Genomic DNA, 21,848 nt, shown 5'->3' with positions numbered 1-21,848 from the left:
CGACCGGTGGAGCGGCTCCCGGGCGGGAGCGGTCAGCTGGTGCGGTCGGCGATGTAGTCGCAGAGGGATTCGAGGGCGCCACGGGCGGGGCCCTGCGGGAGCGGGGCGAGCTGGGCGCGGGCGTCCTCGGCGTAGCTGCGGACGGTCTCCCGGGCCCGCTTGAGCGCCGGGGACTCACGGAGCAGGCCGAGCGCCTCGGCGTGCAGCGCGTCGTCGACCAGCGGGCCGGTGGCCAGGATCTCCCGCAGCCGCACCGAGGCGGCGTCGGAGTCGTCGGCCGCCCGGGCGTAGAGCACCGGCAGCGTCGGCACGCCCTCGCGCAGGTCGGTGCCGGGCGTCTTGCCCGACTGCACCGACTCGCTGGCGATGTCGAGCAGGTCGTCGGAGAGCTGGAAGGCGACCCCGATGGTCTCGCCGTAGCCCGCGAGGGCCTCGGTGTGCTCCGCCGACGCCCCGCCGAACATGCCGCCGAAGCGGGCCGAGGTGGCGATCAGCGAGCCGGTCTTCTCGGCGATCACGTGCAGGTAGTGCGCCACCGGGTCCTCGCCGGCCCGGGGGCCGACGGTCTCGGCGATCTGGCCGTGCACCAGGCGGGCGAAGGTGCGCGCCTGGAGGCGGACGGCCTCGGTGCCCAGGTCGGCAGCGAGATCCGCGGCGCGGGCGAAGAGGTAGTCGCCGACCAGGATCGCCACCGAGTTGGTCCAGCGGGAGTTGGCGCTCGGGGCGCCCCGCCGCACGGCGGCCTCGTCCATCACGTCGTCGTGGTACAGCGTCGCCAGGTGGGTGAGCTCCATCACCACGGCGGCCGGGACGACCTGCGCGTCCGCCGGGTCACCGAACTGCGCCCCCAGCGCCACCAGCAGCGGCCGGAACCGCTTGCCGCCGGCCTCCACCAGGTGCCGGGCGGCCTCGGTGACGAACGGGTCGGCGCTGGCCACACTGGCCCGCAGCTCGGCCTCGACGCCGTCGAGCACGCCCAGCACGGAGGCCTCGACGCGCGGATCGGTGAGATGCACCCCGAGCGCGCCGACCTGACTCGTGCCCGCCCGGCTCCGACGACCGCCGGAGCCGACGACGCCTGAACGCTCGCCAGCCGGAATCACCACGCCTTCAACCATGCCACACCCGTTCGACCTGCTCCGGAGCGGGGATACAGGCGCGGGGCCGGCGCGCCATCGCGCACCGGCCCCGCGTCCTCGGGCAGACGTCTCACCGTACGAACGCTGCGGCGTCCGTGGCCAGGTCGAGCAGCGGAGCCGGGGCCACGCCCAGGACCAGGGTGGCCACCACGCCGATCATCAGCGCGGTCGCGGTCAGCCCGCCCGGCACGGTGACGGTCGGGGTGCTCTCGCCCGGCTCGGAGAGCCACATCATCACCACGACCCGCAGGTACGGGAAGGCCAGCACCATGCTGGTCAGCACGCCGGCCACCACCAGCCAGGCGTGGCCGCTCTCCAGCGCCGGGCCGAAGACCGCGAACTTGCTGGTGAAGCCGCTGGTCAGCGGGATACCGGCGAAGGCCAGCAGGATGAAGGTGAAGATCCCGGCGTAGAACGGCGACCGGCGGCCCAGCCCGGCCCAGCGGGACAGGTGGGTGGCCTCGCCGTCCGCGTCCCGGACCAGGGTCACCACGGCGAACGCGGCGAGCACCGAGAAGCCGTACGCGGCCAGGTAGAACATCGTGCCGGAGACGCCCTCGCCGGTCGGCGCGAGCACACCGACCAGCAGGTAACCGGCATTGGCGATCGAGGAGTACGCCAGCAGCCGCTTGATGTCGGTCTGGGTAACCGCCAGCACCGCGCCGACCAGCATGGTGAGCACCGCGACCACCCCGAGGACCGGGGTGAAGTCCCAGGCCGCGTCGGCGAACGCCACGTGGAACACCCGCAACAGGGCGCCGAAGGCGGCCACCTTGGTACAGGCCGCCATGAAGCCGGTGACCGGCGTCGGGGCGCCCTGATAGACGTCCGGGGTCCAGACGTGGAACGGCGCGGCGGCGGCCTTGAAGAGCAGGCCGATGGCGAGCAGCGCCATCCCGGCGAAGAGCAGCACCTCGCTGGCGGGCGACTCCTTCACCGCGGCGTGCACGGTGGCGAAGTCGACGCCGGCCGACCGGCCCGGGATGCCGGCGGTGAAGCCGTAGATCAGCGCCACGCCGAACAGGAAGAACGCCGACGCGTACGCCCCGAGCAGGAAGTACTTCATCGCCGCCTCCTGGCTCAGCAGCCGCCGACGACGGGCCAGCGCGCAGAGCAGGTAGAGCGGGAGCGAGAAGACCTCCAGCGCGATGAACATGGTCAGCAGGTCGTTCGCCGCCACGAAGATCAGCATGCCGCCGATCGCGAAGGTGGTCAGCGGGTAGACCTCGGTGGCGCCGTTGCTCCCCTCGGCCTGCCGCCGGTCGTCGGCCGACTCGGCGGTGATGGCAGCCTGGGCGACGAACGCCCCGCCCCGCTCCACCGTGCGGTCACCGATCAGCAGCAGCGCCATCGCGGCGAGCACCAGGATGGTGCCCTGGAGGAAGAGCGTGGGGCCGTCCACCGCGATCGCCCCACCGGCGGTGAGCAGCCGGTCGTCGGCGTTGAGCACCGTCATCACCAGCGCGGCGAGCACCGCCAGCAGAGCGAGCGAGAGCTGCACGACGTGCCGCCGGCGGCGCGGCACGAAGGCCTCCACCAGCACGCCGAGCAGGGCGACGCCCAGCATGATCAGGATCGGAGCGAGGGCCGCGTAGTCGATCGACGGCAACTTCAGCTCGGTCATTTTGCGGCCTCCTGGACGCTGCCGACCGTCGGGGCGGGATCGGTCCGGCCGACGTCGTTCATGGTCGCCTGGACGGCGGGGTTGATGACGTCGGTGACCGGCTTGGGGTAGAAGCCGAGCAGCACGATCAGGGCGATCAGCGGTGCGACCACGACCTTCTCGCGCAGGCTGAGGTCACGGCGCATGGCCTCGACCTCGGTCAGCTCCGGGTTGAGCGTGCCCTGCGTGGTGCGCTGCACCATCCAGAGCACGTACGCGGCGGCCAGGATGATGCCGAGCGTGGCGATCACCGCGACCGGCTTGTTCACCGTGAAGGTGCCGATCAGCACCAGGAACTCGGAGACGAACGGCGCGGTGCCGGGCAGGGCCAGGGAGGCCAGACCGGCGAAGAAGAGCACCCCGGCCAGCAGCGGCACCAGCTTGCCCGCCCCGCCGAAGTCCTTGATCAGGGCCGAGCCGCGGCGGGCGATCAGCATGCCCACCACCAGGAAGAGCAGGCCGGTGGCGAGGCCGTGGTTGAGCATGTAGAGCACCGCGCCGGTGCCGGCCTGGGTGGTGAAGGCGAAGATGCCGACGCCGATGAAGCCGAAGTGCGCGATCGACGTGTACGACACCAGCCGCTTCAGGTCGGACTGGCCGACCGCGAGCAGCGCCGCGTAGATGATGCCGATCAGGCCCAGCGCCAGCGCCCACGGGGCGAACCACTTCGACGCCTCGGGGAACAGCGGCAGGCAGTAGCGCAGGATGCCGAAGGTGCCGACCTTGTCGAGCACGCCGACCAGCAGGGCGGCGGCCCCGGCCGGGGCGGCGCCACCGGCGTCCGGCAGCCAGGTGTGGAACGGGAAGAACGGCGCCTTGATCGCGAAGGCGAGGAAGAAGCCGAGGAAGAGCCAGCGCTCGGTGCCGGTGGAGATGTCCACCTGAGTCAGCGCCTGCCAGTCGAAGGTCTTCCCGCCGACCACCCAGAGGCCGATCACCGCGGCGAGCATGAACAGCCCGCCGACGAGCGAGTAGAGGAAGAACTTCACCGCCGCGTACTGCCGCTGGTGGCCGCCGTAGCTGCCGATCAGGAAGTACATCGGCACCAGCATGACCTCGAAGAACACGTAGAACAGGAAGACGTCGGCGGCGGCGAAGACGCCGATCATCGTGCACTCGAGGACCAGCAGCAGGGCGAAGTAGACCGGCACCGACCGCTTCGACGACTCGGCGTCGTGCCAGGAGGCCAGGATCACCAGCGGCACCAGCACCGCGATCAGCATCAGCATGACCAGCGCGATGCCGTCGGCGGCGAAGGTGAAGTTGACGCCCCAGGTCGGGATCCAGGCGTACGACTCACGGAACTGGAGCCGATCGCCGTTGGCCTGGAAGGAGACCCACATGACCACGGAGAGCACCAGCACCAGCAGCGACCAGCCGAACGCCACCTGCTTGGCCAGCTCCGGCCGGCGACGCGGCAGGAAGGCCACCACCAGGGCGCCGACCAGCGGTGCCACGGTCAGCACCGAGAGGAACGGGAAGTTGGACATTATTCGGCCTTACCTCCGTCGTCACTGCGTGGTCCGCCGGCGGGGGCGGCCGGGAAGAGGTCGATCACGACAGCCACCCCGCCTGCACGGCCAGGAACGCCGCCATCACGAGCAGCGCGCCGGTGAGGATGGACGTGGCGTACGACCGGACGAAGCCGGTCTGCAGCCGCCGGAGCCGGCCCGAGCCACCGCCGACCGCCGCGGCGAGGCCGTTGACCAGCCCGTCGACGCCCCGGTTGTCGAGGAAGACCAGCGCCCGGGTGAGGAAGATGCCCGGCTTCTCGAAGACCGCCTCGTTGAAGGCGTCGGTGTAGAGGTTGCGCCGGGCCGCGGTGACCAGCACGCCGGCCGGCTGCGGCGCGGTGGCCGTGCCGTTGCGGAACAGCATCCAGGCCAGGCCGGCGCCGAGCACGGTGACCAGCAGCGACAGCGCGGTGATCACGCCGTGCGACAGCACCGCGTGGTGGCCCTCCTCCTGGCCGCCGAGACCGGCGGTGGCCTCCAGCCAGTCCGGTACGGAGGTGGCCAGCAGGAAGCCGGCGCCGACCGAGCCGATCGCCAGCAGGATCAGCGGGATCGTCATCAGCTTCGGCGACTCGTGCGGGTGCTCGATGTCCTCGGTCCACCGCTTCGGCCCGTGGAAGGTGAGCACGAACAGCCGGGTCATGTAGAACGCGGTCAGCCCGGCGCCGAGCAGCGCGGCGCCGCCGAAGAGCCAGGCCGTCCAGCCCTCCCGCTCGAAGGCGGCCACGATGATCGGCTCCTTGGAGAAGAAGCCGGAGAACGGGAACATGCCGATGATGGCGAGCCAGCCCATCATGAAGGTGATCCAGGTGACCTTCATGTACTTGGACAGGCCGCCGAAGCGACGGATGTCCACCTGGTCGTTCATGCCGTGCATGACCGAACCGGCGCCGAGGAACATGTTGGCCTTGAAGAAGCCGTGCGCCAGCAGGTGCACGATGGCCAGCGCGTACGCCGCGCCGCCCAGTCCGACGCCGAGGAACATGTAGCCGATCTGGCTCACCGTCGACCAGGCCAGCACCCGCTTGATGTCGTCCTTGGCGGCGCCGATGACGCAGCCCATCAGCAGGGTCAGCGCGCCGACGCTCACCACCACGAGCTGGAGCGTGGCGTTCGCGGTGAAGATCGGGTTGGACCGGGCGATCAGGTAGACGCCCGCAGTGACCATGGTGGCGGCGTGGATGAGCGCCGACACCGGGGTCGGGCCCTCCATCGCGTCCGGCAGCCAGGCCTGGAGCGGGAACTGGCCGGACTTGCCGGCCGCGCCGAGCAGCAGCAGCAGGCCCAGCGCCAGCACGGTGCCGGCCTGGAGCGCGCCGACGCCGTTGAAGACCTCGTCGTACTGGGTGGTGCCGAGGGTGGCGAACATGATGAAGATGCCGATCGCCAGGCCGGCGTCGCCGACCCGGTTCATCAGGAACGCCTTCTTGCCGGCGGTGGCCGCGCTCGGCCGCCCGTACCAGAAGGAGATCAGCAGGTACGACGCCAGACCGACGCCCTCCCAGCCGAAGTAGAGCATCACGTAGTTGTTGCCGAGCACCAGCAGCAGCATCGCGGCGACGAAGAGGTTGAAGTACCCGAAGAACCGTCGCCGGCCCTCGTCGTGCGCCATGTACTCGACCGCGTAGAGGTGGATCAGGAAACCCACCCCGGTGATCAGCAGGACGAAGACCGCGGCCAGCGGGTCGAAGAGCAGACCGAAGTCCACCTTCAGGTTGCCGACCGTGATGAAGTCCCACAGGCTCAGCTCGACGGACTTGTTGTCCAGGCCGCGAAGCTGGAAGAAGTAGCTGAGGCCGAGCACGAACGCGGCGCCGATGGCGGCCACGCCGAGCCAGTGCCCCCAGCGGTCGGCCCGCCGGCCGAGCAGCAGCAGGATCGCCGCGCTGACCAGCGGGATCGCCACCAGCAGCCAGACGCTGCTCAGCAGGCCACCAGCCGGAGCGTAGGCGACGGCGCCGGTTGGCTCTGCCTGGGCGTACGTCAGAATCTCATCCACCGCAGGGCCCCTCAGTACTTCAGCAGGTTGGCGTCGTCGACGCTCGCGGAGCGCCGGGTCCGGAAGATCGACATGATGATCGCGAGCCCGACCACGACCTCGGCCGCGGCCACCACCATCACGAAGAACGCCATGATCTGGCCGTTGAGGTCACCGTTGATCCGGCTGAAGGTGACCAGCGTCAGGTTGGCCGCGTTGAGCATCAGCTCGACACACATGAACAGCACGATCGCGTTGCGCCGCACGAGCACGCCGACGGCGCCGATGGTGAAGAGCACGGCGGCGAGGATCAGGTAGTAGTCCGGCGTCATTTGTCCGTCCCCTTCAGCGCGGTCTCCTCGGCGGTCAGCTCCCGCTGCGGAAGGATCGCCGGGGTGCTGCGGTCGGTCAGCCGGCCGTCGGGCAGGCGGGCCGGGGTGGCCACCGAGGAGGAGGTGGCGAAGACGCCGGGCCCGGGCTTCGGGCCGGGGTAGTTGCCGGGGCGGAACCGGGACCGCATGGTGGCGACCTGGTCCATCTTGTCCTCCCGGCGCCGCTCGATGTGCGCCAGCACCATCGCGCCCACAGCCGCCGTGATCAGCAGCGCGGAGGTCAGCTCGAAGGCGAAGACGTACTTGGTGAAGAGCAGCCGGGCGATGCCCTGGACGTTCCCCTCGGCGTTGGCCTGCTCCAGGCCGACCGCGGTGACCCCGTCGAGCCCCCGGTAGAGGCCGGTGCCGACCAGGCCGGCGAAGCCGAGCCCGAGCAGCACCGCGGCGACCCGCTGGCCGCGCAGCGTCTCGATCAGCGAGTCGGAGGCGTCCCGGCCGACCAGCATCAGCACGAAGAGGAAGAGCATCATGATCGCGCCGGTGTAGACGATGATCTGCACCATGCCGATGAACGGACCCGCCTGCAGCACGTAGAACACGCCCAGGCAGAGCATGGTCAGCACCAGCCAGAGCGCCGAGTGCACGGCGTTGCGGGCCCAGACCATGCCGATCGCGCCGATCAGCGCGAGCGGGGCGAGGATCCAGAAGGTGACCTCCTCACCGCCGGACACCTGGCCCGCCGCGGCGAGCACCGTCTGCGTGGTCATGCTCCCGCTCCCTTGCCTGCCGCGGATCCCTTGGCGGCGGCCCGCTGGGCGTGCTGCTCGGCGCCGGGGAAGGTCACCCCGGGGTGCTCCTCCACCTGGTACCGGCCCGGGCTGTTGGCCGCGTGCTCGGCACCGGCCGAGGTGCCCGGGTTGGTCAGCGCGCCGACGTAGTAGTCCTTCTCGCTGTCACCCAGCCGCATCGGGTGCGGCGGCTGCTCCATCCCCGGCAGCAGCGGCGCGAGCAGCTGCTCCTTGGTGAAGATCAGATCCTGCCGGTTGTCCCGGGCCAGCTCGTACTCGTTGCTCATGGTCAGCGAACGGGTCGGGCAGGCCTCGATGCAGAGCCCGCAGAAGATGCACCGGGCGTAGTTGATCTGGTAGACGCTGGCGTACCGCTCACCCGGCGAGAAGCGCTGCTCGTCGGTGTTGTCGCCACCCTCGACGAAGATCGCGTCCGCCGGGCAGGCCCAGGCGCACAGCTCGCAGCCGATGCACTTCTCCAGGCCGTCCGGGTGCCGGTTGAGGATGTGCCGCCCGTGGTAGCGCGGCGCCGACACCGGCGGCTTGAACGGGTAGTCGGTGGTGACGACCTTCCTGAACATGTGCGAGAAGGTGACACCGAAGCCTTTGAACGTTCCGGTGATCGCGCCCACGTCACACCTCCCTGGAGTCCGAGCCGGCGATGTTGGCCGGCTCCCGCTCGGCGACCACGCGCTTGGTGCGCGGGCTCGGTGGTACCTGAAGGTCCATCGGCGGCAGCGGGAAGCTGCCGTGCGGCCGACTGTTGACCTGTTCCTGCACGGTCGGCTTCCGCTCCTGCCGGCGGCTCGGCCAGAAGAGCGTCACCAGCAGCAGCACGCCCGCGCCGATGGCGGTGGCGAGCAGCCGGTCCCGGGACTGCCAGTCCTCGATCGAGCGCAGCCCGGACAGGACCAGGATCCAGACCAGGTTGATCGGGAGCAGGACCTTCCAGCCGAAGCGCATGAACTGGTCGTAGCGGAGCCGGGGCAGCGTGCCCCGGAGCCAGACGAAGACGAAGACCAGGATCAGCACCTTGCCGAAGAACCAGAGCATCGGCCACCAACCGGAGTTGGCCCCGGCCCAGAAGGTGGTGATCGGCGCGGGCGCCCGCCAGCCGCCGAGGAAGAGCGTCGTGGTGACCGCGGACATGGTCACCATCGAGACGTACTCGGAGAGCATGAAGAGCGCGAACTTCAGCGAGCTGTACTCGGTCATGAAGCCCGCGACCAGCTCGGACTCCGCCTCGGGCAGGTCGAACGGCGCCCGGTTGGTCTCACCGACGGTGGAGATGAAGAAGATGATGAAGCTGGGCAGCAGCAGGATCGCGTACCAGCCGGGGGCCGGGAGGTCAAAACCGCCGATGCTGAGCTGGGTGCCCTTCGCCTGGGCGGCGACGATCCCGCTGGTCGACATCGTGCCGGCGGTCATGAACACCGCGACGATGCTCAGCCCCATCGCGACCTCGTACGAGATCATCTGGGCGCTGGAGCGCAGGCCGCCCAGCAGCGGGTACGTCGAGCCGGAGGCCCAGCCGCCGAGCACGATGCCGTAGATGCCCATCGAGGAGCAGGCCAGCAGCACCAGCACCGCCACCGGCACGTCGGTGACCTGCAACGGCGTCCAGTGGCCGAAGATGCTCACCATCGGGCCGAACGGCACCACCGACAGCGCGGTGACCGCGCAGATCACCGAGATGGTCGGCGCGAAGAAGTAGACGACCTTGTCGGCGGTCCGCGGGAGGATGTCCTCCTTGAAGGCCATCTTCAGGCCGTCGGCGAGGGTCTGCAGCAGGCCGAACGGGCCGACCTGGTTGGGTCCGGGCCGCACCTGCATGTAGCCGACGACCCGGCGCTCGAACCAGACGCCGAGCAGCGTGGCCAGCAGGCCGAAGACGAACGCGAAGACGATCTTGCCGAGGACCAGCCACCACGGGTCCTTGCCGAAGTCGGCCAGCGTCGGGTCCTGCGCGAGGTAGAGCGCGCTCACTGGTTACCCCCAGCGTTGAGGAGCGGACCCGGACGGTCGGTCTCGTCCGCCGCGACCCGGCCGGCCGGGATGGCCGTGCCGGTGGCGGCGGGAACGGAGATCCGTACGACCGCTCCGGACGTCGCGCCGAGGCTGCGCCGGACGGTCGAACCGGGTGAGTTGGTCGGCAGCCAGACGACGCCGTCCGGCATCTCGGTGATCTCCGCCGGCAGGGTCAGCGCCCCCCGGTCGGTGCCCACCGTCACCGGGTCGCCGTCGGCGACGCCGAGCGTCTCGGCGGTGCCCTTGCCCAGCCGGACCACCGGCGGGCGGGCGGTGCCGGCGAGGTGCTCGTCGCCGTCGGTCAGGCTGCCCAGGTCGATCAGCTGGTGCCAGGTGGCCAGCACGGCCTCGCCGGCGCCGGGCTGCGGTACCGCGGCGGGCGCGACGGACGGCGCGGCCGGGCGCTCGACCCGGGTCGGCGGCAGGCCGCCCAGCTCGCGGCGGACGCTGGGCACGTCACCGGTGCCCAGCCGGACGTCGAGCTGCGCGGCGAGGGCGTCCAGCACCCGGCCGTCGGTCATCGCGGCGGTGTTCAGCACCGCCTCGAAGGTGCGCAGCCGGCCCTCCCAGTCCAGGAAGCTGCCGGCCTTCTCGACCACCGGGGCGACCGGGAAGACCACGTCCGCCCGGCGGGCCACCGCCGAGTTGCGCAGCTCCAGGCTGACCAGGAACGGCACCGCGTCCAGGGCCTGCTCGGCCAGGCGCGGGTCGGCCAGGTCGGCCGGGTCCACCCCGGCCACCACCAGGGCGCCGAGCTGGCCGTTGGCGGCCGCCGCGAGGATCTGGTCGGTGTCCCGCCCGGCCTGGCTGGGGATCACCCCGGCCGGGATGTCCCAGGTCTCGCCGAGCTCGGCGCGGGCGGCCGGCTCGGTGACCGGACGCCCACCGGGCAGCAGGTTGGGCAGGCAGCCCGCGTCGACCGCGCCGCGGTCACCCGCGCGCCGCGGCACCCAGGCCAGCTTCGCCCCGGTACGCCGGGCCACGTCCGCCGCGGCGGAGAGCGCGCCCGGCACGGTGGCCAGTCGCTCGCCGACGAAGAGGATGGCGCCCTCGGCGCTGAGCGCCTCGGCCACCGTGTCGTGCTCGGCGAGCACGCTCGCCTCCTCGCCCGGCACCACCCGGGCCAGCTTGGCCCCGAGCTTCTCCAGGCCACGGGTGGCGAACGGGGCGATCGCGTAGACCGTCAGCTTCTTCTTCAGGTACGCCTTGCGCAGCCGCAGGAAGAGGATCGGGCACTCCTCCTCCGGCTCCAGGCCGACCAGCACCACCGCCGGCGCCTTCTCCACGTCGGCGTAGGTCACCTCGGTCGCCCCGGCGACCGTGCTGGCCAGGAAGTCGGCCTCCTCGCGGGAGACCGGCCGGGCCCGGAAGTCGATGTCGTTGGTGTGCAGCGCGACCCGGGCGAACTTCGCGTACGCGTAGGCGTCCTCGACGGTCAGCCGGCCGCCGGTCAGCACCGCGGTGCCCCGGCCGGAGTCCCGGGCGTCGCGCAGCCCGTCGGCGGCCCGGGTCAGGGCCTCGCTCCAGGACGCCTCGCGCAGCTCACCGGTGCGCTCGTCGCGGACCAGCGGGGTGCTGAGCCGGTCGAAGGCGCGGGTGTACTGGAAGCCCCACCGGCCCTTGTCGCAGTTCCACTCCTCGTTCACCGCCGGGTCGTCGCCGGCCAGCCGGCGCAGCACCTTGCCCCGCCGCCAGTCGGTGCGCTGGGCGCAACCGGCCGAGCAGTGCTCGCAGACGCTCGGGCTGGAGACCAGGTCGAACGGGCGGGCCCGGAACCGGTACTGCGCGCCGGTCAGCGCGCCCACCGGGCAGATCTGCACGGTGTTGCCGGAGAAGTAGGAGTTGAACGGCACGTCGCCGCTGTCGTCCCCGCTCTCCGCGCCGTACGCGTCGTCCCGGTAGATGTTGATCTCCTCGGCGGACGACCGGCCCATCAGGTCGATGAACTTGTCGCCGGCGATCTCCTCGGAGAACCGGGTGCAGCGCTGGCAGAGCACGCAGCGCTCGCGGTCGAGCAGCACCTGGGTGCTGATCGGCATCGGCTTCTCGTACTCCCGCTTGTGCTCGTGGAACCGGGAGTCGGTGCGGCCGGTGGACATGGCCTGGTTCTGCAGCGGGCACTCGCCGCCCTTGTCACACATCGGGCAGTCGAGGGGGTGGTTGAGCAGCAGCAGCTCCATGACCCCCTCCTGCGCCTTCTTGGCGACCGGCGAGGTGAGCTGGGTGCGTACCACCATGCCGTCGGCGACGGTCTGGGTGCAGGAGGCGACCGGCTTGCGCTGCCCCTCCACCTCGACCAGGCACTGCCGGCAGGCGCCGGCCGGGGCCAGCAGCGGGTGGTCGCAGAAGCGCGGGATCTCGGTGCCCAACTGCTCGGCGACCCGGATCAGCAGCGCTCCCTTGGGGGCGGTGACCTCGACGCCGTCGATGGTGAGCGTGACGGTGTCGGGGGCCTTTACGACGTCAGTCATCAGTGCGCTCCCACCAACTGCTTGTCCGACAGCTTCGGCGCGGTACGTCCCTCGATGTAGTCGAGGTAGTCCTGCTTGAAGTACTTCAGCGACGAGGTCACCGAGCTGGTCGCACCGTCACCGAGGCCGCAGAACGAGCGGCCCAGGATGTTGTCGCAGGTGTCGAGCAGGGTGTCCAGGTCCTCGTGGGTGCCCTGACCGGCGAGGATCCGCCGGTAGACCCGGACCATCCAGTAGTTGCCCTCGCGGCACGGGGTGCACTTGCCGCACGACTCGTGGTGGTAGAACTCCAGCCACCGGTAGGTCGCGTAGACCGGGCAGTCCTGGTCGGAGAAGATCTGGGTGGCCGTGGTGCCCAGGATCGAGCCGGCCGCCGCCACCCCCTCGAAGTCCAGCGGCACGTCCAGGTGCTCGGCGGTCAGCAGCGGCGTCGACGAGCCGCCCGGCGTCCAGAACCGCAGGTTGTGCCCGGGCTGCATGCCGCCGGCCAGCTCGATCAGCTCGCGCAGGGTGATCCCCATCGAGCACTCGAACTGGCCCGGGTTGGCGATCCGGCCGGAGAGCGAGTAGATCATCGGGCCGGAGGACTTCTCGGTGCCCATGGTCTTCCACCAGTCCGCGCCGCCCAGCACGATGTACGGCACGCTGGCGATGGTGCCGACGTTGTTGACCACGGTCGGGCTGGCGTACAGGCCGTGGGTCGCCGGGAACGGCGGGCGCAGCCGGGGCTGGCCCCGGAAGCCCTCCAGCGAGTCCAGCAGCGCGGTCTCCTCACCGCAGATGTACGCCCCGGCGCCGGAGTGCACCACCAGGTCGAGGTCGAAGCCGCTGCCCTGGATGTTGCGCCCGAGGTAGCCCTTGGCGTACGCCTCCTGCACGGCGTTGCGCAGCCGGCGCGCGGCGTGCACCGCCTCGCCCCGGATGTAGATGTAGGCCCGGTTGGCCCGGATCGCGTACGACGCGATGATCACGCCTTCGACCAGCGAGTGCGGGTCGTGCGTCATCAGCGGCAGGTCCTTGCAGGTGCCCGGCTCGCCCTCGTCGGCGTTGACCACGAGGTAGTGCGGCTTGCCGTCGCCCTGCGGGATGAACCCCCACTTGAGACCGGTGGGGAAGCCGGCGCCGCCACGACCGCGCAGGCCGGAGTCCTTGATCAGCTGGATCAGGTCGTCCGGGTGCGCCTTGAGCGCCTTGCGCAACGCCGCGTAGCCGTCGAGCTTCTCGTAGGTGCCGATCCGCCAGGCGTCCGGCGACAGCCAGCGCTTGGTGAGCACCGGCGTGAGCTTGGCCAGCGTCTCCGGCCGAGGCGTGGTCACTTCTGGCCCCCCGTTTCGCTCGCGACGACGGGGCCGGCGTTGGCTCCCGCCTCCGCATCCTTGAGGTTGCGCTGCTGCGCACCGGCCTCGTCGCCGGCGGGCTTGCCGTCGCCGGCCGGCGGGTTGGCCGCCACGCCGGCGGCCTGCGCCTCCTGCGCGTCGCGCGGCGCCGGTGCGCTGCTGTCCGTCGGGACCTTGGTGCCCGGGGCGTCCGGCACGGCGGTCTGCGCGTCGGGCTGCCGGGTCTCGGCGGTACGCACCTGCGGCGACTTGTCGTCCGGCGCCTTCACGTCCGGGGCGGTGCTGCCGCTGGCCGCGGCGGCGGGAGCCGGCTCGCCGGTGCCGGCGTTGCCGGGCGTACCCGGCTTGGCGCCGTTGCCGCTCGCGGGCGGGGCCTTGGCCGGCTCGGCCTTGGCGGCTTCCGCGGCCTTCGCCTGCGCGGCGGCCTTGTCGGCCTCGGCCTTGCTCCGGATCGGGGTGTTCGGATCGAAGCCGGGCACCGAGATCCCGTGCTGCTCGGCCAGGCGCAGGCCGCGCAGGGTCGGCTCACCCGGCCCGCCGTCGGCGACCGCGCCTTCGCGCTCGTCGGCGAAACCGGCGAGCTGCACCGCCATCTCCTTGAGCGTGCAGAGCCGGGCGCCCCGGGTCGGCATCGGCCGGCCACCGGCGCGCAGCTCCTCGACCACCCCGAGGGCGCCCTGCGGGTCGACGCCGTCGAAGAAGTCGTAGTTGACGGTCATCACCGGGCCGTAGTCGCAGGCCGCGAGGCACTCGGCGTGCTCCAGGGTGATCTTGCCGTCGGCGGTGGTCTCGTCGTGCCCGACGCCCAGGTGCTCGGCGAGGGTGTCGTAGACCTCCTGGCCGCCGAGCACGTTGCACATGGTGTTGGTGCAGACGCTGACCAGGAAGTCGCCGGTCGGCTTGCGCTTGTACATGGTGTAGAAGGTCGCCACGGCGCCGACCTGGGCCTTGTTCAGCCCGAGCACCTCGGCGCAGAACTCGACGCCGGCCGGGGAGACGTAGCCCTCCTCGGACTGCACCAGGTGCAGCAGCGGCAGCAGCGCCGACCGGGACCGGTCGGCCGGGTACCGGGCGATGATCTCCCGCGCCCGCTCCCGGGTCTGCTCAGTGAAAGTCGTCATCAGAGCCGCCTTCCGTTCGCGACTGCGGGGCTCGCAAGCTCACTCCTCGCGCTCACCTGTCACACCCCCCCATGACGGGGTCCAGCGAGGCGCCACCGGCGATCACGTCGGCGATCAGGCCGCCCTCGGCCATCGCCGGGAGGGCCTGCAGGTTGACGAAGCTCGGCTCCCGGTAGTGCACCCGGTAGGGCCGGGTGCCACCGTCGGAGACCGCGTGCACGCCCAGCTCGCCGCGGGGCGACTCGATGCCGACGTACACCTGGCCCGGAGGAACCCGGAAGCCCTCGGTGACCAGCTTGAAGTGGTGGATCAGCGACTCCATCGACTGACCCATGATCTTGGCGACGTGCTCCAGCGAGTTGCCCATGCCGTCCACGCCGATGGCCAGCTGCGCCGGCCAGGCGATCTTGCGGTCGGCGACCATCACCGGGCCCGGCTTCAACCGGTCCAGCGCCTGCTCGACCAGCTTCAGCGACTCGCGGATCTCGGCGAGCCGGACCTGGTAGCGGCCCCACACGTCGCCGTCGGGGTGGGTCGGGACGTCGAACTCGTACGTCTCGTACCCGCAGTACGGCATGGTCTTGCGCAGGTCCCAGGCCAGGCCGGCGGAGCGGAGCACCGGGCCGGTCACGCCGAGCGCGACGCAGCCGGTCACGTCGAGGACCGCGACGCCCTTGGTCCGCTCGGTCCAGATGGGCTGGCCGGAGAGGAGGTCCTCGTACTCCTTGAGCTTCTTCGGCATCATCTTCAGGAAGTCGCGGATCTTGGCGATCGCCTCGTCCGGCACGTCCTGCGCGACGCCGCCCGGCCGGACGTACGCGTGGTTCATCCGCAGGCCGGTGATGGTCTCGAAGATGTCGAGGATGTACTCCCGCTCGCGGAAGCCGTACAGCATGATCGAGATCGCGCCCAGCTCCATGCCGGTGGTGGCCAGCCAGACCAGGTGCGAGGAGATCCGGTTCAGCTCCATCATCAGGACCCGGATGGTGGTGGCCCGCTCGGTCACCTCGTCGGTGATGCCGAGCAGCTTCTCCACCGCCAGCGCGTACGCCGTCTCGTTGAACAGCGGGGAGAGGTAGTCCATCCGGGTCACGAAGGTCGAGCCCTGGACCCAGTTGCGGTATTCGAGGTTCTTCTCGATGCCGGTGTGCAGGTAGCCGACGACCGAGCGGGCCTCGCGGACCGTCTCGCCCTCCAGCTCCAGGATCAGCCGGAGCACGCCGTGCGTGGACGGGTGCTGCGGACCCATGTTGACGACGATCCGCTCGTCGTTGATCGGGTCGGTGCCGGCGACGACCTGGTCCCAGTCCCCGCCGGTGACGGTGAAGACCCTGCCCTCGGTGGTCTCGCGCTCGGTCGCGTAGTTGGACGTGGTCACTGGTAGGACCTCCTACGGTCCGGCGGTGGAATTTCCGCGCCCTTGTACTCGACGGGCACGCCGCCGAGCGGGTAGTCCTTGCGCTGCGGGTGCCCCTCCCAGTCGTCCGGCATCAGGATCCGGGTGAGGTTGGGGTGGCCGTCGAAGACGATGCCGAACATGTCGTACGCCTCCCGCTCCTGCCAGTCGGCGGTCGGGTAGACGGCGGTGACACTCGGCAGGTGCGGCTGCTCGGCGGAGACCGCGGCCTCCAGCCGGACCCGACGCCGGTAGGTCATCGAGGTGAGCTGGTAGACGACGTGCAGCCGCCGGTCGTCGGCGCCGAGGTAGTCCACACCGGAGACCGAGGAGCACAGCTCGAAGCGCAGCGCCAGGTCGTCCCGCATCACCTGGCAGACCTCGGCGATCCGCTCCGGGCGGACGTGCAGGGTCAGCTCGCCGCGGTCGACGACGACCTTCTCGATCGCGTCGCCGAAGGCCGGGTACGCCTCCTCCAGCGCGTCGCGGACCTCGTCGAAGTACCCGCCGTACGGCCGGGGGGTCTCCTCGATCGGTCGGCGCTGGCGGACCAGGCCGCCGTAGCCGGAGACGTCACCGCTGCCCTGGTTGCCGAACATGCCGCGGCCGGCCGGGCTGGACGGCGGGTGCTCGGCGGGGGCGCCGCTGCTGGCCCCCGCCGGGGTGACCGGTACCGGCACCCCGCCGTCGTTGGTCCTGTCGTTCGGTGCGGTCACTTCGGGCCCCCGTGCGCGTGGAGGTGGTTCTGGGCGTTCATCCAGTTCTCGATCCGCAGCTGCTCCTCGCGCCCCTCGCGGACGGCCTTCGTCCACTCGGCACGCCGGGCCTTGTCGTTGCGGTACGAGGACGGCATCGAGCCGTACGGCACGACCGGGACGTCGCCGCGCTCCTGGCGGGCCTGGAGCATCTTGCGGCCGTTCGCGCCCAGCGGCTCGTACATGATCTTCTCGCGGAGCTTGAGGATCGCGTCGATGAGCATCTCGGGCCGGGGCGGGCAGCCGGGGAGGTACATGTCCACCGGCACCACGTGGTCGACGCCCTGGACGATCGCGTAGTTGTTGAACATGCCGCCGCTGCTGGCGCAGACGCCCATGGAGAGCACCCAGCGGGGCTCCGCCATCTGGTCGTAGATCTGGCGCAGGACCGGAGCCATCTTCTGGCTCACCCGGCCGGCCACGATCATCAGGTCGGCCTGACGCGGCGAGGCCCGGAAGACCTCCATGCCCCAGCGGCCCATGTCGTAGTGCGGGCCACCGGCGGCCATCATCTCGATGGCGCAGCAGGCCAGGCCGAAGGTGGCGCCCCAGACGGACGACTTCCGCGACCAGTTGACCAGCTTCTCCACGGAGGTGAGCAGGACGCCGGCGGGGAGCTTCTCCTCGATGCCCATCTGACGTACCTCCCTCAGTCCCAGTCCAGGCCGCCGCGCCGCCACACGTAGGCGTAAGCGACGAAGACCGCGACGATGAACATGACCATCTCCACGAAACCGAAGATCGGCAGGGCGTCGAACGAGACCGCCCAGGGGTAGAGGAAGATGATCTCGATGTCGAAGACGATGAAGAGCATCGCCGTCAGGTAGAACTTGATCGGGAACCGACCGCCGCCGACCGGCTGCGGGCTCGGCTCGATGCCGCACTCGTACGCCTCGAGCTTGGCCTTGTTGAAGCGCCGGGGACCGGCGAAGCGGGCGGCGGCCACGGAGAACAGCGAGAACCCCGCGGCGAGGGCGAACAGCCCGATGATCGGTGCGTAAGGCGAGAGCGACATCTTTTCTCCTGCTCGTCCTTCCCCTGCCCCTGGTGCTTGACGAAAATCACACTATTCACGTCCCTCGCCGGGTCCTCCAGCGGGGGTCGATCTCTGTCCCGCCGGGCCGGCACCGGCCCGGACGTGGTCCTTCAGACGGCTGGCGCCGCCTTCGTCATCGCGTTGATGACCCGGTCCATCGCGTCCCCGCCGCGGGGGTCGGTCAGGTTGGCCAGCAGCTTGAGCACGAAGCGCATCAGCGTCGGGTGCGGCATGCCGTGCTTGGTGGCCATGCGCATGATCTCCGGACGGCCGATCAGCTTCACGAAGATCCCGCCGAGCCGGTAGTAGCCGCCGAACCGCGCCTTCAGCTCCGTCGGGTACGCCGCCAGCGCGCGCTCCCGCTCCGGGCCGGCGGGCCGGGCCAGCGCCTGCACCATCACCTCGGCGGCCAGCTCGCCGGACTCCATCGCGTACGCGATGCCCTCGCCGTTGAACGGGTTGACCATGCCGCCGGAGTCGCCGACCAGCAGCACGCCCCGGGTGTAGTGCGGAACCCGGTTGAAGCCCATCGGCAGCGCCGCGCCGAGGATCGGGCCCTCGGCGTTCGTCTCGTCGGTCATCCCCCAGTCCTCGGGGGTGTTGGCCAGCCAGTCGGTGAGCAGCCGGCGGTAGTTGGTCTTACCGAAGGCCGAGGAGGAGTTGAGCACGCCCAGGCCGACGTTGACCCGGCCGTCGCCGAGGCCGAAGATCCAGCCGTAGCCGGGCAGCAGGTTGTCGCCGCTGTCCTTGCTGCGCAGCTCCAGCCAGGACTCCAGGTAGTTGTCGTCGTGCTTGGCCGGCGAGCGGTAGTAGCGCCGGACGGCCACGCCGATCGGCCGGTCCTCCCGCTTGGCCAGCCCGAGGGCGAGCGGGAAGCGGCCGGAGACGCCGTCGGCGGCGACCACCAGCGGCGCGTGGAAGGTGGCCGGCTCCTTCTCCGGACCGACCTCGGCCTGCACGCCGATCACCCGGTCGTCGGCGCCGAGCACCGGACCGACCACGTTCACGCTGGTGCGCAGCTTGGCGCCGGCGGCGACCGCGCGCTGGGCGAGCAGGTCGTCGAAGTCCAGCCGGGTGCGGACCAGGCCGTAGTTGGGGAAGCTGGCCAGGTCGGGCCAGTCCAGTTCGAGGCGTACTCCGCCGCCGATCACCCGCAGGCCCTTGTTGTGCAGCCAACCCGCCTCGGGTGAGGTGTCCACACCCATCCGGACGAGCTGCCGTACGGCGCGCGGGGTGAGCCCGTCGCCGCAGACCTTCTCCCGAGGGAACTCGGTCTTCTCCAGCAGCAGCACACGCACGCCGTGCCGCGCCAGGTGGTACGCGGTCGCCGATCCTCCGGGACCGGCGCCCACGACGATCACGTCGGCGTCGTTCTCCACCGCGGTCATCTGCGCCTCCTCCCGCATGCTCGTGAAATGCTTCACAAGCCGATCGGGTTGGAGTCTATGACCGGCGTTACACCACCGCCGGATGAGGGGTACCTAACTCGCCGGAAATCCGCCGTTCGGCGTCCATGCCGAGGTCAGGGGCGGGCCGGCGCGGCGGTGTCCAGGCCGGCGTCGACCCGGATCGTCTCGGGCAGGTGCTCGCGCAGCGCCCCGCCGGCGGCGCGGTCCAGCGCGGCGAGCACCTCGGCGACGACCTGACGGACGTCCGCGGGATCCGCGCCGGCCAGCTCCTTGAGCTGGGCGATGAGTTCGGCGGCGTCGTCGTCGGTGGCCCCACCCACCTGCTCTGGTCCCGTCATGGGGGCGAGCCTACGGGGCAAAGTGGACCAAAGCCGGATATTCACGAAAGAAGGCGGTCTGGCCGGATTATCGCCGGCCCGGCGTCGTCAGTCGCGGATCGCCCGGTGCAGCGCCACCACGCCGCCGGTCAGGTTGCGCCAGGCCACCCGTCCCCAGCCGGCCGCGCCGACCCGGGCGGCGAGCGCCGCCTGATCCGGCCAGGCCCGGATCGACTCCGCCAGGTAGACGTACGCGTCGGGATTGCTGGACACCGCCCGCGCGACCGCCGGCAGCGACCGCATCAGGTACGACAGGTAGACGGTGCGAAAGGCGGGGTTGACCGGGGTGCTGAACTCGCAGACCACCAGGCGGCCACCCGGCTTCGTCACCCGGGCCAGCTCGCGCAGCGCCGCGTCGGTGTCGTTGACGTTGCGCAGCGCGAAGGAGATGGTCACCGCGTCGAAGCTGGCGTCGGCGAAGGGCAGCTTCAGCGCGTCACCGGCCAGCAGCGGCACCTCCGGCCGGGTCCGCTTGCCGGCGTGCAGCATTCCCAGCGACAGGTCGGCGCCGATCGCGTACGCCCCGGACTGGGCCAGCTCCTCGGTCGAGACCCCGGTGCCCGCGCCCACGTCCAGCACCCGCTCCCCCGGCCGCAGGTCGAGCGCGGCCCGGGTGGCCCGCCGCCAGGACCGGTCCTGCCCGAAGGAGAGCACGGTGTTGGTCAGGTCGTAGCGGGCCGCCACGCCGTCGAACATCGCGGCGACCTCGTGCGGCTGCTTGTCCAGGCTGGCGCGCTGGCCCTGCGGGGTACGGCTCACCCCTCCACTCTGCCAGCCCGGCTCCGGCCGGCGGCCGCTGGGTCGGTCGGCCGGCGGGTACGCGAAAGGGCGGGATGGTCGCCCACCCCGCCCTCGCGTCGTGGGTCGGATCAGTCCTCGGACTTCTCGTCGCCCGGGGTCACCAGCACCACCTTGCGCCGGCGGGAGAGCACCAGCAGTGCCGCGCCCGCGAGCAGCACCGCACCGCCGATGCCACCGATCAGGCCGACCTGCACGCCGGTCACCGGCAGGCCGCCGTCACCGCCACCGGTGCCGCCGCCCGAGGTCGGGGTCGCGGTCGGCTGGCCGCTCGGCGTGGCGGTGGGCTGGCCGGTCGGGCTCGGGCTCGGCGACGGCCCGGTGCTCAGGTCGACGAAGACGTCGAACTGGGCGGTGTTGTCCAGGTCGTCGGTCTCGGTGAACGCCCGGCGCTGGCCGAGGCTGGCGACCTGCGGCTCCTCCTCCGGCTGTCCCTCGGCGGCGTCGAGACCGGCGGCGAAGACGAAGCCCGGCCGGAGCACCTTCTCGGTGACGTCCGCGCCGACCTTCACCCGTACGTCGGAGGTGTAGAACTGGCCCCGCCGCAGCACCGCGCCGGCGTCCTCGCAGTACACCTGGGCGAGCCCGCCCAGCTCCTGCTCGACGCAGCCCTCGGGCACCTCGGCGAAGGTGACGCCGGCCGGCAGCGTGATGCCGTACGCGACGCCGGTCGCCTTCCGGCTGCCGTCGTTGTAGATCGCCCAGTCCAGCGGGGCGGTGTCGCCGGGCTTGACCGGCTTGAGGCCGGACTCGCCGGCCTCGTCGCCGTCGACCGCCACGTCGGCGTACACATCCTGCACCCAGGTGGTGAGGTCGTAGCCGGGTCGGGCGACGGTGATGTCGTGCTCGACGGTGTTGTTCTCCAGGTCGGGGTCGGCGGTGGCCGCGCTGATGGTGACCGTCAGCGTGCCGGCGTCGCCGCGCCCGCCCGTGGAGAAGAGCGGGATGCCGAAGTCCTCAGTGGTGCCGGCGGTCAGGTCGCCGAGCAGGCAGGTGAAGCGGGTGTCCTCGACCTCGCAGCCGTCCGGGACGACCACGCCGACCTTGCCGGCCTTGAGGCCCTTGGTCTCGACGGTGACCGCGACGTCCTTGGCGTCGACGGCGCCGCGCGTGTTGTCGACCTGGAACTTGAACGGCTTGGCCTTGGCCTCCTTGACGCCCTTGGCCAACTCCTTGCTGATTGGGATCAGCTCGAGGTCCGCCTGGTCGGCGGCGTGCGCCGGGGCGCCGCCGGTGGCGAGACCACCGGCGGCGAGCAGGGCGACGGCACCGGCGCGCGCCAGGGCCGAGCGGTGGAACAGTGTCATCGATCCCCCGGGGTTAGGGACAGCGGAATGGGTTGCGGACCGAGCGGACGGTATCGGAGATCGACGGGCGTACGCCAGCGCCGCCGCGCGATTCGCGGCCATCGGTGCCCGTCCGGACGAAACAGTGGGGGCGGGATGGTCACCCATCCCGCCCCCACTGCCGTGCGTTATATGTGAACGGCCCTCATGGGCCGATGGAGGACGTGCCCCCGGGTTGCCCGCTTCCCGCCGCCGGCGAATCCCGGGAAGAAGCAGGTGCGTCGGCCGCACGTTAGCCGTCGCCGGCGGGGCCCCACCATCCCTGCGCGCCGATCGTTTCCGAGCTGTGCCCCAGCCGCCACCAGGCGATTGTCCGGATCACCGGCCTTGCACCGATGCTCACCCGTCAACCGTCGTCCG

At 71.2% G+C, this 21,848-nt stretch carries 19 protein-coding genes; all 19 read right to left on the bottom strand.

Annotated features, from left to right (window positions below; genetic code table 11):
* Window positions 1–32 precede the first annotated feature (32 nt).
* Window positions 33–1,118 (bottom strand): polyprenyl synthetase family protein, encoded by a 1,086-nt coding sequence (locus ACTMS9_RS02070; RefSeq protein WP_441143056.1) that lies wholly within the window; start codon window positions 1,116–1,118, stop codon window positions 33–35.
* A 91-nt stretch (window positions 1,119–1,209) separates the two neighbouring features.
* Window positions 1,210–2,763, bottom strand: coding sequence for an NADH-quinone oxidoreductase subunit NuoN (nuoN, locus tag ACTMS9_RS02065; protein ID WP_441143058.1), 1,554 nt, complete (start codon window positions 2,761–2,763; stop codon window positions 1,210–1,212).
* Window positions 2,760–4,292, bottom strand: a complete 1,533-nt coding sequence (locus tag ACTMS9_RS02060) for an NADH-quinone oxidoreductase subunit M (protein ID WP_441143060.1) — start codon at window positions 4,290–4,292, stop codon at window positions 2,760–2,762. Before ACTMS9_RS02060 ends, nuoN begins: the two co-directional genes overlap by 4 nt.
* Window positions 4,293–4,356: 64 nt before the next feature.
* Window positions 4,357–6,315: an NADH-quinone oxidoreductase subunit L gene (gene nuoL, locus ACTMS9_RS02055; protein WP_441143062.1), complete on the bottom strand. Its 1,959-nt coding sequence runs from the start codon at window positions 6,313–6,315 to the stop codon at window positions 4,357–4,359.
* Window positions 6,316–6,326: 11 nt separating this feature from the next.
* The gene (nuoK, locus tag ACTMS9_RS02050) at window positions 6,327–6,626 is read right to left on the bottom strand and encodes an NADH-quinone oxidoreductase subunit NuoK (RefSeq protein ID WP_088959269.1); all 300 of its coding nucleotides are present in this window, start codon (window positions 6,624–6,626) and stop codon (window positions 6,327–6,329) included.
* Window positions 6,623–7,393, bottom strand: a complete 771-nt coding sequence (locus ACTMS9_RS02045; RefSeq protein WP_441143065.1) for an NADH-quinone oxidoreductase subunit J — start codon at window positions 7,391–7,393, stop codon at window positions 6,623–6,625. Before ACTMS9_RS02045 ends, nuoK begins: the two co-directional genes overlap by 4 nt.
* A complete protein-coding gene (gene nuoI / locus ACTMS9_RS02040) occupies window positions 7,390–8,046 on the bottom strand; it encodes an NADH-quinone oxidoreductase subunit NuoI (protein WP_441163971.1) in 657 nt (218 codons plus the stop codon). Before nuoI ends, ACTMS9_RS02045 begins: the two co-directional genes overlap by 4 nt.
* Window position 8,047: 1 nt before the next feature.
* Window positions 8,048–9,400 carry an NADH-quinone oxidoreductase subunit NuoH gene (gene nuoH, locus ACTMS9_RS02035; RefSeq protein ID WP_441143069.1) on the bottom strand — a complete coding sequence of 451 codons (1,353 nt, stop codon included), beginning with the start codon at window positions 9,398–9,400 and terminating at the stop codon, window positions 8,048–8,050.
* A complete protein-coding gene (locus tag ACTMS9_RS02030) occupies window positions 9,397–11,913 on the bottom strand; it encodes an NADH-quinone oxidoreductase subunit G (RefSeq protein WP_441143071.1) in 2,517 nt (838 codons plus the stop codon). Before ACTMS9_RS02030 ends, nuoH begins: the two co-directional genes overlap by 4 nt.
* Window positions 11,913–13,229, bottom strand: coding sequence for an NADH-quinone oxidoreductase subunit NuoF (gene nuoF / locus ACTMS9_RS02025; protein ID WP_154940357.1), 1,317 nt, complete (start codon window positions 13,227–13,229; stop codon window positions 11,913–11,915). The genes ACTMS9_RS02030 and nuoF overlap by 1 nt, the downstream gene beginning before the upstream one ends.
* Window positions 13,226–14,371: an NADH-quinone oxidoreductase subunit NuoE gene (gene nuoE / locus ACTMS9_RS02020; RefSeq protein ID WP_441143073.1), complete on the bottom strand. Its 1,146-nt coding sequence runs from the start codon at window positions 14,369–14,371 to the stop codon at window positions 13,226–13,228. Before nuoE ends, nuoF begins: the two co-directional genes overlap by 4 nt.
* Before the next feature lie 52 nt (window positions 14,372–14,423).
* Window positions 14,424–15,749: an NADH-quinone oxidoreductase subunit D gene (locus ACTMS9_RS02015; protein ID WP_179802748.1), complete on the bottom strand. Its 1,326-nt coding sequence runs from the start codon at window positions 15,747–15,749 to the stop codon at window positions 14,424–14,426.
* Complete coding sequence (locus tag ACTMS9_RS02010; protein WP_377609758.1) at window positions 15,746–16,483, bottom strand: NADH-quinone oxidoreductase subunit C; 738 nt, start codon at window positions 16,481–16,483, stop codon at window positions 15,746–15,748. Before ACTMS9_RS02010 ends, ACTMS9_RS02015 begins: the two co-directional genes overlap by 4 nt.
* Window positions 16,480–17,157, bottom strand: coding sequence for a NuoB/complex I 20 kDa subunit family protein (locus ACTMS9_RS02005; RefSeq protein ID WP_088959278.1), 678 nt, complete (start codon window positions 17,155–17,157; stop codon window positions 16,480–16,482). The genes ACTMS9_RS02010 and ACTMS9_RS02005 overlap by 4 nt, the downstream gene beginning before the upstream one ends.
* Window positions 17,158–17,171: 14 nt before the next feature.
* Window positions 17,172–17,537, bottom strand: coding sequence for an NADH-quinone oxidoreductase subunit A (locus tag ACTMS9_RS02000; RefSeq protein WP_088959279.1), 366 nt, complete (start codon window positions 17,535–17,537; stop codon window positions 17,172–17,174).
* 131 nt (window positions 17,538–17,668) lie between these two features.
* On the bottom strand, window positions 17,669–18,946 hold the full coding sequence (locus ACTMS9_RS01995) for a geranylgeranyl reductase family protein (protein ID WP_280840671.1): 1,278 nt from the start codon (window positions 18,944–18,946) through the stop codon (window positions 17,669–17,671).
* A gap of 134 nt (window positions 18,947–19,080) precedes the next feature.
* A complete protein-coding gene (locus ACTMS9_RS01990) occupies window positions 19,081–19,305 on the bottom strand; it encodes a hypothetical protein (protein ID WP_088959280.1) in 225 nt (74 codons plus the stop codon).
* An 87-nt stretch (window positions 19,306–19,392) separates the two neighbouring features.
* On the bottom strand, window positions 19,393–20,103 hold the full coding sequence (locus ACTMS9_RS01985) for a demethylmenaquinone methyltransferase (protein ID WP_441143077.1): 711 nt from the start codon (window positions 20,101–20,103) through the stop codon (window positions 19,393–19,395).
* Window positions 20,104–20,213: 110 nt separating this feature from the next.
* Window positions 20,214–21,449, bottom strand: a complete 1,236-nt coding sequence (locus tag ACTMS9_RS01980) for an LPXTG cell wall anchor domain-containing protein (protein WP_441163970.1) — start codon at window positions 21,447–21,449, stop codon at window positions 20,214–20,216.
* Window positions 21,450–21,848: the final 399 nt, after the last annotated feature.

Origin of the sequence: Micromonospora sp. L31 (assembly GCF_052068075.1) — a bacterium.
GTDB lineage: Bacteria > Actinomycetota > Actinomycetes > Mycobacteriales > Micromonosporaceae > Micromonospora > Micromonospora purpureochromogenes.
Note: the sequence above shows the minus strand (reverse complement) of the source record. Positions and strands in the feature narration are given on the sequence as shown.